This window comes from Gardnerella piotii (assembly GCF_049815665.1).
Taxonomy (GTDB): domain Bacteria; phylum Actinomycetota; class Actinomycetes; order Actinomycetales; family Bifidobacteriaceae; genus Bifidobacterium; species Bifidobacterium piotii.
Genome location: NZ_CP187450.1, coordinates 325,312 through 338,589, shown reverse-complemented (window position 1 = coordinate 338,589; position 13,278 = coordinate 325,312). Strand labels below are relative to the sequence as shown.

Annotated in this window: 15 protein-coding genes; all 15 read right to left on the bottom strand. The window is 46.1% G+C overall.

Going from position 1 to position 13,278, the window contains the following annotated elements; all coding sequences use genetic code 11:
- Window positions 1-2: 2 nt before the first annotated feature.
- Window positions 3-818: a 30S ribosomal protein S3 gene (rpsC, locus tag ACPEIW_RS01415; protein ID WP_425663957.1), complete on the bottom strand. Its 816-nt coding sequence runs from the start codon at window positions 816-818 to the stop codon at window positions 3-5.
- Between the two features lie 2 nt (window positions 819-820).
- Entirely contained in the window at window positions 821-1,180 is a 360-nt protein-coding gene (rplV, locus tag ACPEIW_RS01410; RefSeq protein WP_004131697.1) for a 50S ribosomal protein L22, read from the bottom strand.
- 16 nt (window positions 1,181-1,196) lie between these two features.
- Complete coding sequence (gene rpsS / locus ACPEIW_RS01405) at window positions 1,197-1,475, bottom strand: 30S ribosomal protein S19 (protein ID WP_004114357.1); 279 nt, start codon at window positions 1,473-1,475, stop codon at window positions 1,197-1,199.
- A 15-nt stretch (window positions 1,476-1,490) separates the two neighbouring features.
- A complete protein-coding gene (rplB, locus tag ACPEIW_RS01400) occupies window positions 1,491-2,321 on the bottom strand; it encodes a 50S ribosomal protein L2 (RefSeq protein WP_004114355.1) in 831 nt (276 codons plus the stop codon).
- A 34-nt stretch (window positions 2,322-2,355) separates the two neighbouring features.
- Complete coding sequence (gene rplW / locus ACPEIW_RS01395; RefSeq protein WP_004114354.1) at window positions 2,356-2,652, bottom strand: 50S ribosomal protein L23; 297 nt, start codon at window positions 2,650-2,652, stop codon at window positions 2,356-2,358.
- Between the two features lie 5 nt (window positions 2,653-2,657).
- Window positions 2,658-3,323 (bottom strand): 50S ribosomal protein L4, encoded by a 666-nt coding sequence (rplD, locus tag ACPEIW_RS01390; protein WP_004133440.1) that lies wholly within the window; start codon window positions 3,321-3,323, stop codon window positions 2,658-2,660.
- A 5-nt stretch (window positions 3,324-3,328) separates the two neighbouring features.
- Complete coding sequence (gene rplC / locus ACPEIW_RS01385; RefSeq protein ID WP_004116043.1) at window positions 3,329-3,979, bottom strand: 50S ribosomal protein L3; 651 nt, start codon at window positions 3,977-3,979, stop codon at window positions 3,329-3,331.
- A gap of 15 nt (window positions 3,980-3,994) precedes the next feature.
- Complete coding sequence (rpsJ, locus tag ACPEIW_RS01380) at window positions 3,995-4,303, bottom strand: 30S ribosomal protein S10 (protein ID WP_003808013.1); 309 nt, start codon at window positions 4,301-4,303, stop codon at window positions 3,995-3,997.
- A 380-nt stretch (window positions 4,304-4,683) separates the two neighbouring features.
- On the bottom strand, window positions 4,684-7,389 hold the full coding sequence (adhE, locus tag ACPEIW_RS01375) for a bifunctional acetaldehyde-CoA/alcohol dehydrogenase (RefSeq protein WP_425663952.1): 2,706 nt from the start codon (window positions 7,387-7,389) through the stop codon (window positions 4,684-4,686).
- Between the two features lie 376 nt (window positions 7,390-7,765).
- A complete protein-coding gene (gene rpsI, locus ACPEIW_RS01370; protein WP_004131694.1) occupies window positions 7,766-8,254 on the bottom strand; it encodes a 30S ribosomal protein S9 in 489 nt (162 codons plus the stop codon).
- Window positions 8,255-8,274: 20 nt separating this feature from the next.
- Complete coding sequence (rplM, locus tag ACPEIW_RS01365; RefSeq protein ID WP_004131693.1) at window positions 8,275-8,724, bottom strand: 50S ribosomal protein L13; 450 nt, start codon at window positions 8,722-8,724, stop codon at window positions 8,275-8,277.
- 304 nt (window positions 8,725-9,028) lie between these two features.
- Window positions 9,029-11,197, bottom strand: coding sequence for a 4-alpha-glucanotransferase (gene malQ / locus ACPEIW_RS01360; protein WP_425664366.1), 2,169 nt, complete (start codon window positions 11,195-11,197; stop codon window positions 9,029-9,031).
- A gap of 112 nt (window positions 11,198-11,309) precedes the next feature.
- A complete protein-coding gene (locus ACPEIW_RS01355) occupies window positions 11,310-12,002 on the bottom strand; it encodes an AbrB family transcriptional regulator (protein ID WP_425663949.1) in 693 nt (230 codons plus the stop codon).
- 122 nt (window positions 12,003-12,124) lie between these two features.
- Window positions 12,125-12,766, bottom strand: a complete 642-nt coding sequence (locus ACPEIW_RS01350) for an IMPACT family protein (RefSeq protein WP_016635654.1) — start codon at window positions 12,764-12,766, stop codon at window positions 12,125-12,127.
- A 150-nt stretch (window positions 12,767-12,916) separates the two neighbouring features.
- Entirely contained in the window at window positions 12,917-13,210 is a 294-nt protein-coding gene (locus ACPEIW_RS01345) for a metal-sensitive transcriptional regulator (RefSeq protein ID WP_004131689.1), read from the bottom strand.
- Between the last annotated feature and the right edge of the window lie 68 nt (window positions 13,211-13,278).

Here is a 13,278-nt window from a genome sequence, read left to right as displayed (position 1 = left end):
GCTCACTCCTTCGTTTCCGTTGCGGCAGGAGCTTCAGCAGCTACAGCCTCGGCTGGCTTTTCGGCCTGTGCCTCGGTAGCCTTCTGCTGATTGGCAGAGCGTGCGCCACGACGTGGACGACTATCGCCACGGCGACCTTCACGCTTACCCTGCTGAGCCTGCTGCTCTTCAAACTCACGCTCAGTCATATCGCCCTTGTAAATCCAAACCTTTACGCCAATACGGCCGTAAGTGGTCTTGGCTTCAAAGAAGCCGTAATCAATAAGGGCGCGCAAGGTCTGCAGTGGAACGCGACCTTCGCGGTAGAACTCAGAACGGCTCATTTCGGCGCCACCAAGGCGACCAGAGAGCTTAATACGGATACCCTTGGCACCTGCGCGCATTGCGTCTTGCTGTGCCTTACGCATAGCGCGACGGAATGTAACGCGGTTAGTCAACTGTTCCGCAATTCCCTGAGCAACTAATTGAGCGTCAAGTGCAGCGTTCTTTACTTCAAAGATGTTGAGCTGTACTTGCTTACCAGTGAGCTTCTCAAGCTTTGCACGAACACGCTCGGCTTCTGCGCCACGACGACCGATAATAATACCTGGACGAGCGGTGTGAATATCCACACGAACGCGGTCACGGGTACGCTCGATAACAATGCGGGACACGCCTGCACGTTCGAGGTCATGGCTCATTTCCTTGCGAATCTTGTCATCCTCAAGGACGAAGTCACGGTAACGCTCGCCGGCTTTAGTAGAATCGGAGAACCACCTAGAGCGATGATTCTCGGTAATGCCCAGGCGATAGCCGAAAGGATTGATCTTCTGACCCATCTTTAGCGATCCCCTTCCTTAAGCGAGACGATAACAGTGATATGGCTTGTGCGCTTGTTAATGCGCGCAGCGCGACCCTGTGCACGAGCGCGGAAACGCTTAAGCGTTACACCCTCATCCACATAGGTTTCCTTGATGACCAAGTTCTGCTCGCGGAATGGTTCTCCAGCTTTCTCAGCCTTAACGCGAGCATTAGCAATCGCGCTTTCAAGAACCTTGCGCACCGGCAACGATGCGTCTTGAGGAGCAAACTTCAAAATGGTAATGGCTTCGCTTGCACGCTTGCCTCGGATGAGGTCGACCATGCGGCGAGCCTTGCGCGGCGTCACACGTACGTGACGAGCGATTGCTTTAGCTTCCATGTGTCCTAACTCTCCTTTAGCGGCGTGCTTTCTTGTCGTCCTTCACATGACCCTTGAAGGTCTTGGTTGGGGCGAATTCACCGAGCTTATGACCAACCATTGCTTCGGTAACGAATACCGGCACATGCTTGCGGCCATCGTGTACGGCAAAGGTGTGTCCAATGAAATCAGGAGTGATCATCGAACGACGCGACCACGTCTTGATGACGTTATGCGTGCCCTTGTCGTTTTGTTCATCGACTTTCTTCTGTAAGTGGGCGTCGACGAAAGGGCCCTTCTTGATGCTACGAGTCATCTGTTCGACACTCCCTTACTTGCGGTTCTTACCATTCGGACGACGACGAACAATCATCTTGTTCGAAGCCTTCTTCGGACGGCGGGTACGAACCTCGCCCTTGCCCCATGGAGAAACAGGTGGTTTACCACCACGGGTACGACCACCATGAGGGTGATCAACAGGGTTCATAGATTCGCCTCGGGTGATTGGCCTGCGACCAAGCCAACGAGCACGACCTGCCTTACCAAGCTCGATATTAGCGTGGTCGGAGTTGCCAACCTCGCCGATTGTAGCGCGGCAACGAGCGTCCACGTTACGAATTTCGCCAGATGGCATACGCAACTGAGCGTAAGCACCATCCTTAGCTACGAGCTGAACGGCAGCACCTGCGGAGCGTGCAATCTTTGCGCCACCAAGTGGACGAAGCTCGATTGCGTGAACCACGGTACCAGTTGGGATGTTCTTAAGAGGCAAGTTGTTGCCTGGCTTAATATCAGCCTGGGCGCCAGTCTCAATAACATCTCCCTGGGAAATGCCTTCAGGAGCGATAATGTAGCGCTTCTCACCATCTGCATAATGCAACAATGCGATGCGAGCGGAACGGTTAGGGTCATACTCAATATGAGCGACCTTTGCTGGCACGCCATCCTTATCCCAACGCTTAAAATCGATGAGACGATACTGACGCTTGTGTCCGCCGCCGCGATGGCGGGAAGTCATGCGACCGTAAGAGTTACGACCGCCAGTTTTGCTGAGTTTGCGTACCAACGACTTTTCAGGAGTAGAACGCGTAATCTCGGAGAAGTCCGAAACCGAAGCGTTACGACGTCCTGCAGTCGTAGGCTTATAAACGCGGATAGCCATAATATAGTATTCCTTTACTTTTCTCGGCTAGCCTTCAGTTACCAAAGATATCGATTGTCTGGCCTTGTGCCACGGTGACAATAGCGCGCTTTTGATTCACACGACGACCGAAGCCGGTGCGAGAGCGCTTGAGCTTGCCAGCGCGATTCAAGGTGTTAACATTCGTTACCTTGACTTTGAAGATTTCTTCGATAGCCTGCTTGATCTGAACCTTGTTAGCGTTTGGAGCTACAACGAAGGTGTACTGGCCACGATCGGAAGCTGCATAGCTTTTTTCAGAAACAACTGGCTTTAAAATGATGTCATGTGCTGGGTTATGGACTGCGACCATTTAAATCAGGCCTCCTTAACTTCAGGCTCGGTCTTAGCTGCAACGAAGGCTTCGAAACCTTCCTTGGAGAAGACGACGTACTGAGCGGTGATGACATCGTAGGTGTTGAGCTGATCAGCGAAGATCACATGCACCGTAGGAATGTTACGAACAGACATCCACTCGTTAATGTTCTCGCGAGAGAGAACAACAGTGGTGAACTGATCCTTAGTTACTGGTGTGAGTGCTGCAACAGCTGCCTTTGTGGATGGAACATCCTTAATGCCAAAGTCCACAATTGCAATGCGACCAGCATTTGCACGATCCGAAAGAGCATAACGAAGAGCAGCTGCCTTCATCTTCTTTGGAGTACGCTGATCGTACTTGCGAGGAACTGGGCCGTGTACAACGCCACCATGTACCCACTGTGGAGCACGAATGGAGCCTTGACGAGCACGACCAGTGCCCTTTTGCTTCCATGGCTTCTTACCGCCACCAGATACGTTAGCGCGATTCTTAACCGCGTGAGTACCCTGGCGAGCAGCAGCAAGCTGAGCAATAACGACCTGATGAACCAATGGGCCGTGAGCTAAAACGTCTTCGTTGGAGATGCCGAAAATCTCGGCAGGAGCTTCAACAGTGCCGTTTGCATTACCCTTGGTGTCAGTTACGTTCAGAGTTACGTTTGCCATTTAAATCAGGCTCCCTTCACTGCCGAACGGACTAGAACGATAGCACCCTTAGGTCCTGGAATAGCACCCTTGATAGCTAAAATACCGTTCTCAACATCCGAAGAAACGATTGTGAGGTTGAGCGCAGTAGAAGTCACATGACCCATGCGACCAGCCATACGCTTGCCCTTCAAAATGCGGCTTGGAGTTGCACATGCGCCCACAGAACCTGGACGACGTTCATTCTTGTGCGAGCCGTGAGTACGACGGTAAGACTTGAAGCCCCAACGCTTGATTGTGCCAGCAAAGCCTTTACCCTTTGTAGTACCCGTTACGTCAACTTCTGCACCTTCAGCAAATACTTCAGCGGTCAATTCCTGACCTGGCTTGTAATCTGCTGCATTTTCAGTGCGCACCTCAGCGAGGTGACGACGAGGAGTCACGCCAGCCTTTGCAAAGTGACCAGCCAATGGCTTGGTAACCTTGGTAGGATCAATCTGGCCATAACCGAGCTGCACGGCGCAATAACCGTCAGTTTCTTCGGTCTTAACAGCGGTAACTACGTTGGTAGCAACCTCAACCAGAGTTACGGGGACAAAAAGGCCGTTTTCATCCCAAACCTGGCTCATGCCCAGCTTACGGCCGAGCAAAGCAGTGCGATTCTTATTTTGCGACATTATTTACCCCCCTTCCTACAGCTTAATCTCGATATTTACATCCGCAGGCAGGTCAATGTGCATCAAAGAATCCACAGCCTTTGGCGTTGGATCAACGATGTCAATGAGGCGCTTATGAGTGCGCATCTCGAAATGCTCGCGAGAATCCTTGTATTTGTGAGGAGAACGGATAACAACAAACACGTTCTTCTCGGTCGGCAGAGGAACCGGACCCACTACTGTGGCGCCCGCGTTCGTCACCGTCTCGACGATTTTCTTCGCCGATTGGTCGATGACCTCATGGTCATAGGACTTAAGCCTGATGCGGATTTTCTGTCCCGCCATTGCCGTCCGCCCTTTCTAGCGATTCGTTTACTGTTTACCAACCTGTATTAAAGGACACCGGGAGAATAGACACTAAAGGCCATTCCACATCAGTGCGCAGCCTACAAAAATCAACAAAAAACTGCGATTTCTGCTTCTGCGCTCGCTTTTTTGAATTACAATATGCGAGCCTTAAAAACAGGCAACTAAGTAATTAAACCATCAACCTTGGATTAACAAAAATCGGGCGTGTCGGCTATTTTCCAACGAAAAATGGCAGAAACTACAGCTAGTGCAGCCTCTGCCATTTGTAACTAAATATGCAATAATCATTCAATAATTACCTAGATAATCACTTAGATAACCACTCAAATAATCATGCAATAAATTTTACTTAAATTCTACTTCGATTCGCGCTGTAGGCGCATACGATGTCCTTCTTCTTGAGAAACACCATAATACGCTGCAATCGCAATATCCTTCATATCTTCGATTTGAGGAATACGCGGATTTGCAGGAGCGCACTGATCTTCGTAAGCACGCATACCAATCTGATCCAACAAAGACCAGTAGTATTCTTCGTCCACACCGCATGCCTTAAACGAAGCATCCATGCTAAGAAGATTATCCCTATAATTTTCAACAGCACGCGCCAAATTCTCAACGCCCTCTTGAGGAGTTTTACCAGGATTTACACCAAGATTCTTAGCAAGCTGCTGGTAACGCTCTGGAGCGATGTAGCGATTGTACTTTGGCCAGCTTGTAGGCTCTTGTGGAATTTGACCATTGTAGCGAATTACATAAGGAAGCAAAATCGCATTTGTGTGGCCGTGCGCAACGTGGCACAAAGCTCCGATTGTATGTGCCATTGCGTGGCACATTCCAAGGAACGCCGAGCCAAACGCCATTCCAGCCATCGTAGCTGCATTATGCATCTTCTCTTGAGCTTGAATCTTGCGCTCGGAATCGTTGGAATTCACAGAATCGTTAAGATTCTCCCAAATCAACTTTGCTGCATGCAATGCCATTGCATCCGTAAAGTCGTTAGCATAAACAGAAGCAAAAGCTTCCATAGAGTGCGTCAAAGCGTCAAAACCAGAATCGCAAGCAAGCTTTCTAGGCTGCGTGCGCGCCAAAACTGGATCCACGATTGCAACCGAAGGCGTAATCGCGTAGTCCGTAATCGGGTACTTGTAGCCAGTCTTATGGTCTGTAATAACAGCAAACGGAGTAACTTCCGATCCTGTTCCAGAAGACGTTGGAACGCAAATCAAGCAAGCTTTTTTACCAAGAGGTGGAATCTTAAACGCGCGCTTTCTAATATCGAAGAACTTCTCGCGCAAATCAGCGAAGGAAATTTCTGGGTGCTCATAAAGAAGCCACATAATCTTTGCAGCATCCATAGGAGATCCGCCGCCAACAGCAATAATCGTGTCTGGCTGGAACTCTTCACGCATCATTTCCGCGCCGCGCTCAACAGTTTCAACGCTTGGCTCTGGCTCAACGTAATCAATAATCCTAAACGTTACGCGATTGTCTCTAGCGCGAAGCTGATCAATCACCTTGTCTATAATGCCAAGCTGTTCCATCACTTTATCGCACACAATAACAGCGCGCTCAATTCCATACATGTCTCGCAAATAGCGAACAGCATTCGGCTCAAAATACGTTTTGGCCGGAATCTTGAACCATTGCATATTGTTATTCCTTCGCGCTATGCGCTTTATATTAATAAGATTTACCGCTTGAACGTTTCCAGAAACAGAGTTTCCGCCATAAGAACCGCATCCCAAAGTTAAAGAAGGCGCGATTGCGTTGTAGATGTCTCCAACGCCACCCAAAGATCCTGGGGAGTTCCAAATGATTCGGCAAGCATGCATGCGGCTGCCGTATTCGCGAGCAAGCTGCTGATTATTGGTGTGAATCACAGCAGTGTGGCCAGCTCCGTGCACAAGCATTTTCTCGCACATTTCAAAGCCTTGTTCCTTGTTATCTGCGCGAAGCAAAGCGTGAACAGGAGCCAACTTTTCCATTGTTAGAGGCTCCATCTCGCCAACTTCCTTGCACTCAGCAATAAGAATCACGGCATCTTCTGGAATCCCAAATCCTGCTTGTTGCGCAATAAATTGAGGAGATTTTCCAGGAACAACAGAATTAAGCTTTGGAGTTTGGCCACTATAAGACGTGCAACCAAACATGTACTTCTCGAGCTTTGCTTTTTCTTCTTCGTTTACAAAGTAAGCTTTACGGCGCTTTAATTCGAGCTTCAAAGCATCATACACATCTTTATGCGCAATAATCGCCTGCTCTGTTGCACAAATCATGCCGTAATCAAAATGCTTTGAAAGCACCAAATCGTTTGCAGCGCGCTCAATGTCTACATCTGCATCAACGTATGCCGGAGCGTTTCCTGCACCCACGCCAAGTGCTGGCTTACCAGAAGAATAAGCAGCTTTAACCATTCCAGGGCCACCTGTTGCAAGAATTGTTGCAACATCTGGGTGCTTCATTAAAGCTCCCGTAGCTTCGATTGATGGATGCTCAATCCACTGAATGCAATTTTCTGGCGCTCCTGCTTCTATTGCTGCATCGCGCACAATTCTTGCTGCTTCCGCGGAGCACTTTTGAGCAAATGGGTGGAATCCAAAAATAATTGGGCAGCGAGTTTTAAGCGCGATTAGCGACTTAAAAATGGCTGTAGACGTTGGATTTGTGACTGGTGTAACGCCAGCAACAATGCCAACTGGCTCAGCGATTTCGTCGATTCCAAGAACATCGTCTTCTCTAATAATGCCTACTGTGCGCTGGCCTGCAAGATAATGCGTAATATGTTCGCATGCAAAGATGTTTTTTGTAGCTTTATCTTCTACTAATCCTCTGCCTGTTTCTTCAACAGCCATTTTTGCTAAGACTAAATGCTTGTTTAGAGCTGCAATCGATGCTTTTGCTACAATTCTGTCTACTTGAGCTTGATTTAACTTTTCAAATTCATCTAAAGCGACTTTTGCTTTTTTAGCTAACTCATCAACTTCTTGTTTTGCAACTAATGCCGCTTGCTCTTTTTCATCGAGCACATTTTCTTGCGCTGTTTCTTGCGCTTGCGCCATTTGGTCCTCCTTGATCTTTAGATTCCTTACGTACTTCTACGCTTTTTGCACATCAACATTTACATGCATAATCTTCTATGAAAGACGCATCATAATGCTGGTATGTGATACATTTCACAATTTACTTGAATTACTGTACTATTTTGGCTTTGCAGCGAGTTGCGCTATTTATGAGCGAGGTTTATCCTCTAATGTTCGTTATTTGTTCTTATTTGTAATGATTTATGTGCGATTTGCTGAAAAATTTTCTAGAATGTTAGATTTAACTGTTACTTGCAAACGATTAATAACATTTAACTTAATTCTCGATTACACACGAATAAAAAATGGCTCCCAGCATAAACCAGGAGCCATTGAAGTTGTAATTCTTCGCAGCTTAACGCTTCGAGAACTGAGGTGCACGACGTGCCTTGTGCAAACCAGCCTTCTTACGTTCCACAACGCGAGCGTCGCGGGTCAAGAAGCCAGCCTTCTTTAGGGAAGCACGGTTTGCATCGCGGTCAATAGCGTTCAAAGCGCGGGCAACGCCCAAGCGAATTGCGCCAGCCTGACCAGTGGTGCCGCCGCCGTCTACCAAAACGACAACGTCGAACTTACCTTCAAGCTTTAGAAGCACGATTGGGGAATTAACTTCGCGCTGCAATAAGCGAGATGGGAAGTATTCCTCAAGAGTGCGGCCATTAATAGTCCACTTACCAGAACCTGGAACCAAGCGAACGCGAGCAACGGCTTCCTTACGACGACCAGTGCCATAGCCTGGAGCGATAGCGGAAGTACCAGTGCCTGCACCAGCGTTGGTTTCGGTGGTGTAGCTAGTCAGTTCTTCTTCGTTCTCAAGAACCGCGGAGTTGTTGTTATCTACCATAATCATATTCTCCTTACGATTCACTTAGCCTGCTGGCTAACCTGAGAGATCTCAAAGACCTGTGGCTTTTGCGAAATATGAGGATGCTCAGCGCCAGTGAACACACGAAGGCGATCAAGCTGAACCTTAGCAAGACGATTCTTTGGAAGCATTCCCCTAACAGCGGAAACGATGATGCGCTTTGGATTCTTCTCCAAAAGCTCAGCATAGCTATCGCGGCGAAGTCCGCCTGGACGGCCAGAGTGGGAATACAATTCCTTGCTCAACTTATTGCCAGTCAAAGCAATCTTATCTGCGTTAATAATAATAACGTGATTGCCAGAATCAGCGTGAGGAGCATAAGTTGGCTTATTCTTACCACGAAGCAAAATAGCTACCTGGGAAGCCAAGCGACCAAGCACCACATCAGTGGCGTCGATAATGTACCAGTCATGAGTTAAATCTGCTGGTTTCGGTGTGAAAGTCTTCACAATCGTACCTTTTCTCTATTGTGTTTCGAGCTTTATATCTTCTTGGTTTATAGAAGATACTCTACTCATAATCCGTGGGCTCCCTGAAAGTCCTCGATGGCGAGTGGGAAAAGCGCTTTGAAGGACCCCTTAGGGAAACACAACAATCTGCAAGTATATCGCCATATGACGACTATTTGCAAACTTCTATTTTACATACAATGCGGACTACAACGTTATGCAAATGCGGACTACAACGCTCGCAAGTCAAAAACAAACGCTGCAGCCCGCAATTAATAATGCATCTACCTCTATTTATTCATCCCTATTTATTCATGATTTGCGCTAAAGACTTAACTCTAGGCAAGTCGAATAAATCGTCCAAAAGAACAGGATTGCAATCAGCATCTGCCAAAGGAATACGCCAATTTGGATATTCGTCGTTAGTTCCAGGCTGATTTTGCGCTCTGTGCTCGCCAGTGGCGTCAACAATAGACGCAGCAAGCAACTTAGAAGGCGCAGCTTTAAGCGCTTTATACAACGCTTCAACAATCTCTTGCTCATGCTGCGACTCATCCTCTAGCGCACTTTCGTTTAAGAATCCGCTAGAAACAAGCATCTTAAGCATTCCATTATGCTCTTTAACGGCGGCGGCGCGGAACTCTTCTACAGAGCCAGTAAGAAGATTCAAACGCTCGCGAATATTAACGTGCTCGTAGTTTAAGTACCCTGCAGCAGGTGGCATATCGTGAGTATTTACAGAAGCAAGCGTCATTTCGCGCCACTTCTTAGGCTCGCGGAATACGTTGCCCCTCTGTTCAAACCACTCAACGGTGCATCCAAGAACCTTGTTCTTAGCCAAAACATCTAGAGCTTCAGCTGGAACAACGCCAAGGTCTTCTCCAACTACAACGCCATTTGCGCGCGTGGCTTCAATCGCAAGAATGCCAAGCATAACGTTTGCATCGTAGTAAACATAAGCTCCGTCTCCTGGAGTAGATCCTTCTGGAATCCACCAAAGTCGGAAAAGTCCAAGAATATGGTCGATTCGCACAGCTCCTGCAGAAGCAAACATGCCATGAACCATATCTCTGTAGGTCTTAAAGCCTGTGCGCTCAAGCTCAAATGGATTAAGCGGAGGCTGAGACCAGTTTTGACCTTGCTGATTGAAGTAATCAGGAGGCGCACCAACGCAAGCACCATTGGCGAATCGCTCTGGATTCCACCAAACTTCCGATCCTGCAGGATGCACGCCAACAGCCATATCCGACATAATTCCAATGCGCATTCCTGCTTTTTTAGCTGCCATTTGCGCATCGTGCAACTGGCCGAACGCAACCCACTCAAGCCAGCGATAAAACTCTAACGTATCTGGGAATTGCTTTGCTAAAGCGCTAATCTCATCGGAATCTTTAGTAAGATGCTTCTCCCAGCAGTCATCGCCATTAGGCGCGCCCCACTTGTCGTAGCAAAGGCACCAAGTTGCGTAGGATTCAAGCGTGTCTCCCATATCTTTCTTAAACGCTTCAAACTTTTGCGCGCGCTTATCTGACATGCCCGACTTAAAAATAATCCACAAAGCGTGCATTTTTACGCGCCACATTGCGTCGCGATCAATAATTTGCGCATCATTATTAAGCGGCTCTACTTGATTGTGCAAATCGTCAACGCTTTTGCGATCTTGATCGCTAAGAAGATTATATTCTGGAATGTTTTCTGGGCGAATATACGTAACGTTTACCATAGACCTAGCAACAGGCAAATATGGCGAAGGCGTTAACGGAGCAACTGGCTCTCCAGCGTGAAGTGGATTTACAAGAACAAAGTCCGCTCCCGACTTTTCTTTAGCTTTAACAAGCAAATCCGCCAAATCTGCGTAATCGCCAACTCCCCAAGACTTAGAAGAGCGGATTGAATAAAGCTGAGCCATCCAACCCCAAATCTGCTTGCCATCTTTTTCTAGCTTTTCAATAGTATCAATGCTTTCTGGCGCACTAATAAGAGTGGCCTCTTCTACGCGGTTCTCAACACTAACACGCAAAGTGTGGTAGCCCATTGGAACGTCTGCAGGAATCTTAAGCAAAGAAGTTGCTACAAACTTGCCGTCTACTGGAATTGCAACGTCATTTTTAGAAGGCAAAATCTGCAAATCACCCTTGTATTCACTGCCATCTTCCAAAATAAGCGTTGCTGTAGGATACTCTAAAATCCCAGTATTTATACTTACTTCGCTTTCTTTACCAACTGTGTGCAAAACTGTTGGAGCAACTAGGCGAGTATGACGCTCATTAAGAATTTTTTGAGTTGCTTCTTCGATTTGCTTATTGTTTTGAGCCTCTACGCATAGTGATTGCAATACTTTTACAAGCACGCTATCTGCTATTTTATGCTCTACACCATCCGATCCAACAAATTTGGAGCGAACGCCCATTAGTTCAGCCAAATGTATTAACGGACTTGTTGGCTGCACTGTTTCTTCATTTTTAGTGTTCATATTTTCCATCGAGTCTATTTGTGGGGTTTTAATGCAAACGTATGCAATTATTATTCATTTTACTTTTATACTCAAGACTTATTTTTATATTTAAGACTTATTTAAGACTTATTTAAGACTTATTTAAGACTTTTGACGCAGCAAGCGAGACATCCGAGTCCTTATCTTTAGACAAAGCAATCAAAGTTGGCTGCGACACACCAGGATTAAGAGCCACTGCTCTTCTTACCATTGCAGAGAGCACAGGAGAATCGCCACTTTCTTCGCTTGCACCAAGAGAAGCCAAGTAATCCAACGTTTTTGTGCTAACACCATTTGTTTGCGCACCTTCTAATCGCATTTTCCAAGATGTTCGCGGATTGCACAAAGCGGCATCTCTAACTTGTGCACAAGAATCTTTAGTAAGCCTTCCAACTAGCCAATTCTTAGCATTTTCGTTCTTTGCAACAGCTAAGCGAACATTACTTGATTCGTCTTGAGAAAGCTTAACCAAGATATTCGGGAATGGCATTACTGTTGCTAAGTGAATGCGATCTTCTTCTGGAGTGTTTGAATTGCCTGCTACAGCTTCCAAAAGTGCAGTCGCTCTAGAAAATCCTGCCTGATCAGACCTATCTGGCAACTCTTTTACAGCAAATTCATGCAATTCTTCAGAATCACTGGAATGCCTTAAATGCTCATACACCGCGGTTAACGGCTCATATGAATTGCTAGAATCATTAGATTCAATAGATAAATCGCGGCTTGCACCATTGCCTAAATCATCGTTTTGCTCAACGCCATTAAGCTTTTGCGTATCATTCATAAACGACTCACCAACCTTTGCTTAATCACTTATATAATCTATCAGCTTTGTAACACAAATCTTAAAACCAAGAATCAAACAAGTGTCAAATAAGAATCAAACAAGAATCACTAAAATAAAAATCAGCAAATTCTAGTGCAAACACCACAAAAATCTGGAATTATTACTCCAGAAAACGTATTTTTTACTGCTTCAAGGAATCTATCTGATTCTTCACGCGGCAAACTCACTGTTAATTCAATAGAAACGCCGTATTCTTCGCTTATAATTTCCGCATTATTTTTTAACAATAAATGCTTAAACATTCTTAAATGCGAGTACTCAACTTTGCAAGAAAAACAATTACACTCTACAATATCCGCTATTTTACTAGACTTTATAGCACCTGCAGCCGAAGCAGAATACGCTCTTATTAAACCACCAGAGCCAAGCAAAATCCCACCAAAATAGCGCGTAACTGTTACAACTGCGTCTACAACATTAGAAGACCTAATAACATCTAAAATCGGCTTACCTGCAGTGCCAGATGGCTCTCCGTCATCGCTCATACGCTCGCACAATCTGCCATTTTTATCTGCGTAAATCGCAGCGTACGCAACATGCCTTGCTTTGGGGTGAATCATCCTAATTGACTCTACAAACTCAAGCGCTTCTTCAGCACTAGAAACGTGGCAAGCGTCCGAAATAAACTCGGACTTCTTTTCCACAAAAGCAAAGTGCGCAGGATTCTCACATAAATCAGTTACGGTTCGCATATTCTTCATATTCGATATTCAATATTATTCGACATTCGACATTCGACATTCGATATTCAATATTCAAATCGTTTTCAATTCAAACAGTCTTAAAGCTACAAAAGATTATATGCAACCGCTAGAATTACAAATCGCAAATCACAAATCGCAAATCACAAATCACGACTTATCGTAGCGCATTAAGTGATCTACAACGTCTACAAGCTCTGCAACTTTCTTATCTGTAACCTTTTTATTTCCAGCGTCTTGCGCTTCTTCTAAGGCCTTTGATATTTCTTGATGAGCAACTATAAGCGCAACTGCCCTAAGAGCTGCCGTAGATGCAGAAAGTTGCATAAGAATGTTGTTGTAGTCTTCCCCTTTTTCAACCATATTTTCAACAGCGTGAACTTGCCCACATACTCTATGCAAGCGAACCAACATCTTTTCTTTATCTATGTTGTAGTCACTCATAAAAAACCTCATTTGAAAACAGTGCTTTTATATACCATTTACATAATAATTGTGCGTTGTATAGTACG

Bases quoted from the DNA above. Each gene is read 5' to 3' on its own strand.
- rpsC (WP_425663957.1), bottom strand. From the start codon at position 818: ATGGGTCAGAAGATCAATCCTTTCGGCTATCGCCTGGGCATTACCGAG.
- rplV (WP_004131697.1), bottom strand. From the start codon at position 1,180: ATGGAAGCTAAAGCAATCGCTCGTCACGTACGTGTGACGCCGCGCAAG.
- rpsS (WP_004114357.1), bottom strand. From the start codon at position 1,475: ATGACTCGTAGCATCAAGAAGGGCCCTTTCGTCGACGCCCACTTACAG.
- rplB (WP_004114355.1), bottom strand. From the start codon at position 2,321: ATGGCTATCCGCGTTTATAAGCCTACGACTGCAGGACGTCGTAACGCT.
- rplW (WP_004114354.1), bottom strand. From the start codon at position 2,652: ATGGTCGCAGTCCATAACCCAGCACATGACATCATTTTAAAGCCAGTT.
- rplD (WP_004133440.1), bottom strand. From the start codon at position 3,323: ATGGCAAACGTAACTCTGAACGTAACTGACACCAAGGGTAATGCAAAC.
- rplC (WP_004116043.1), bottom strand. From the start codon at position 3,979: ATGTCGCAAAATAAGAATCGCACTGCTTTGCTCGGCCGTAAGCTGGGC.
- rpsJ (WP_003808013.1), bottom strand. From the start codon at position 4,303: ATGGCGGGACAGAAAATCCGCATCAGGCTTAAGTCCTATGACCATGAG.
- adhE (WP_425663952.1), bottom strand. From the start codon at position 7,389: ATGGCGCAAGCGCAAGAAACAGCGCAAGAAAATGTGCTCGATGAAAAA.
- rpsI (WP_004131694.1), bottom strand. From the start codon at position 8,254: ATGGTAGATAACAACAACTCCGCGGTTCTTGAGAACGAAGAAGAACTG.
- malQ (WP_425664366.1), bottom strand. From the start codon at position 11,197: ATGAACACTAAAAATGAAGAAACAGTGCAGCCAACAAGTCCGTTAATA.
- ACPEIW_RS01355 (WP_425663949.1), bottom strand. From the start codon at position 12,002: ATGAATGATACGCAAAAGCTTAATGGCGTTGAGCAAAACGATGATTTA.
- ACPEIW_RS01350 (WP_016635654.1), bottom strand. From the start codon at position 12,766: ATGAAGAATATGCGAACCGTAACTGATTTATGTGAGAATCCTGCGCAC.
- ACPEIW_RS01345 (WP_004131689.1), bottom strand. From the start codon at position 13,210: ATGAGTGACTACAACATAGATAAAGAAAAGATGTTGGTTCGCTTGCAT.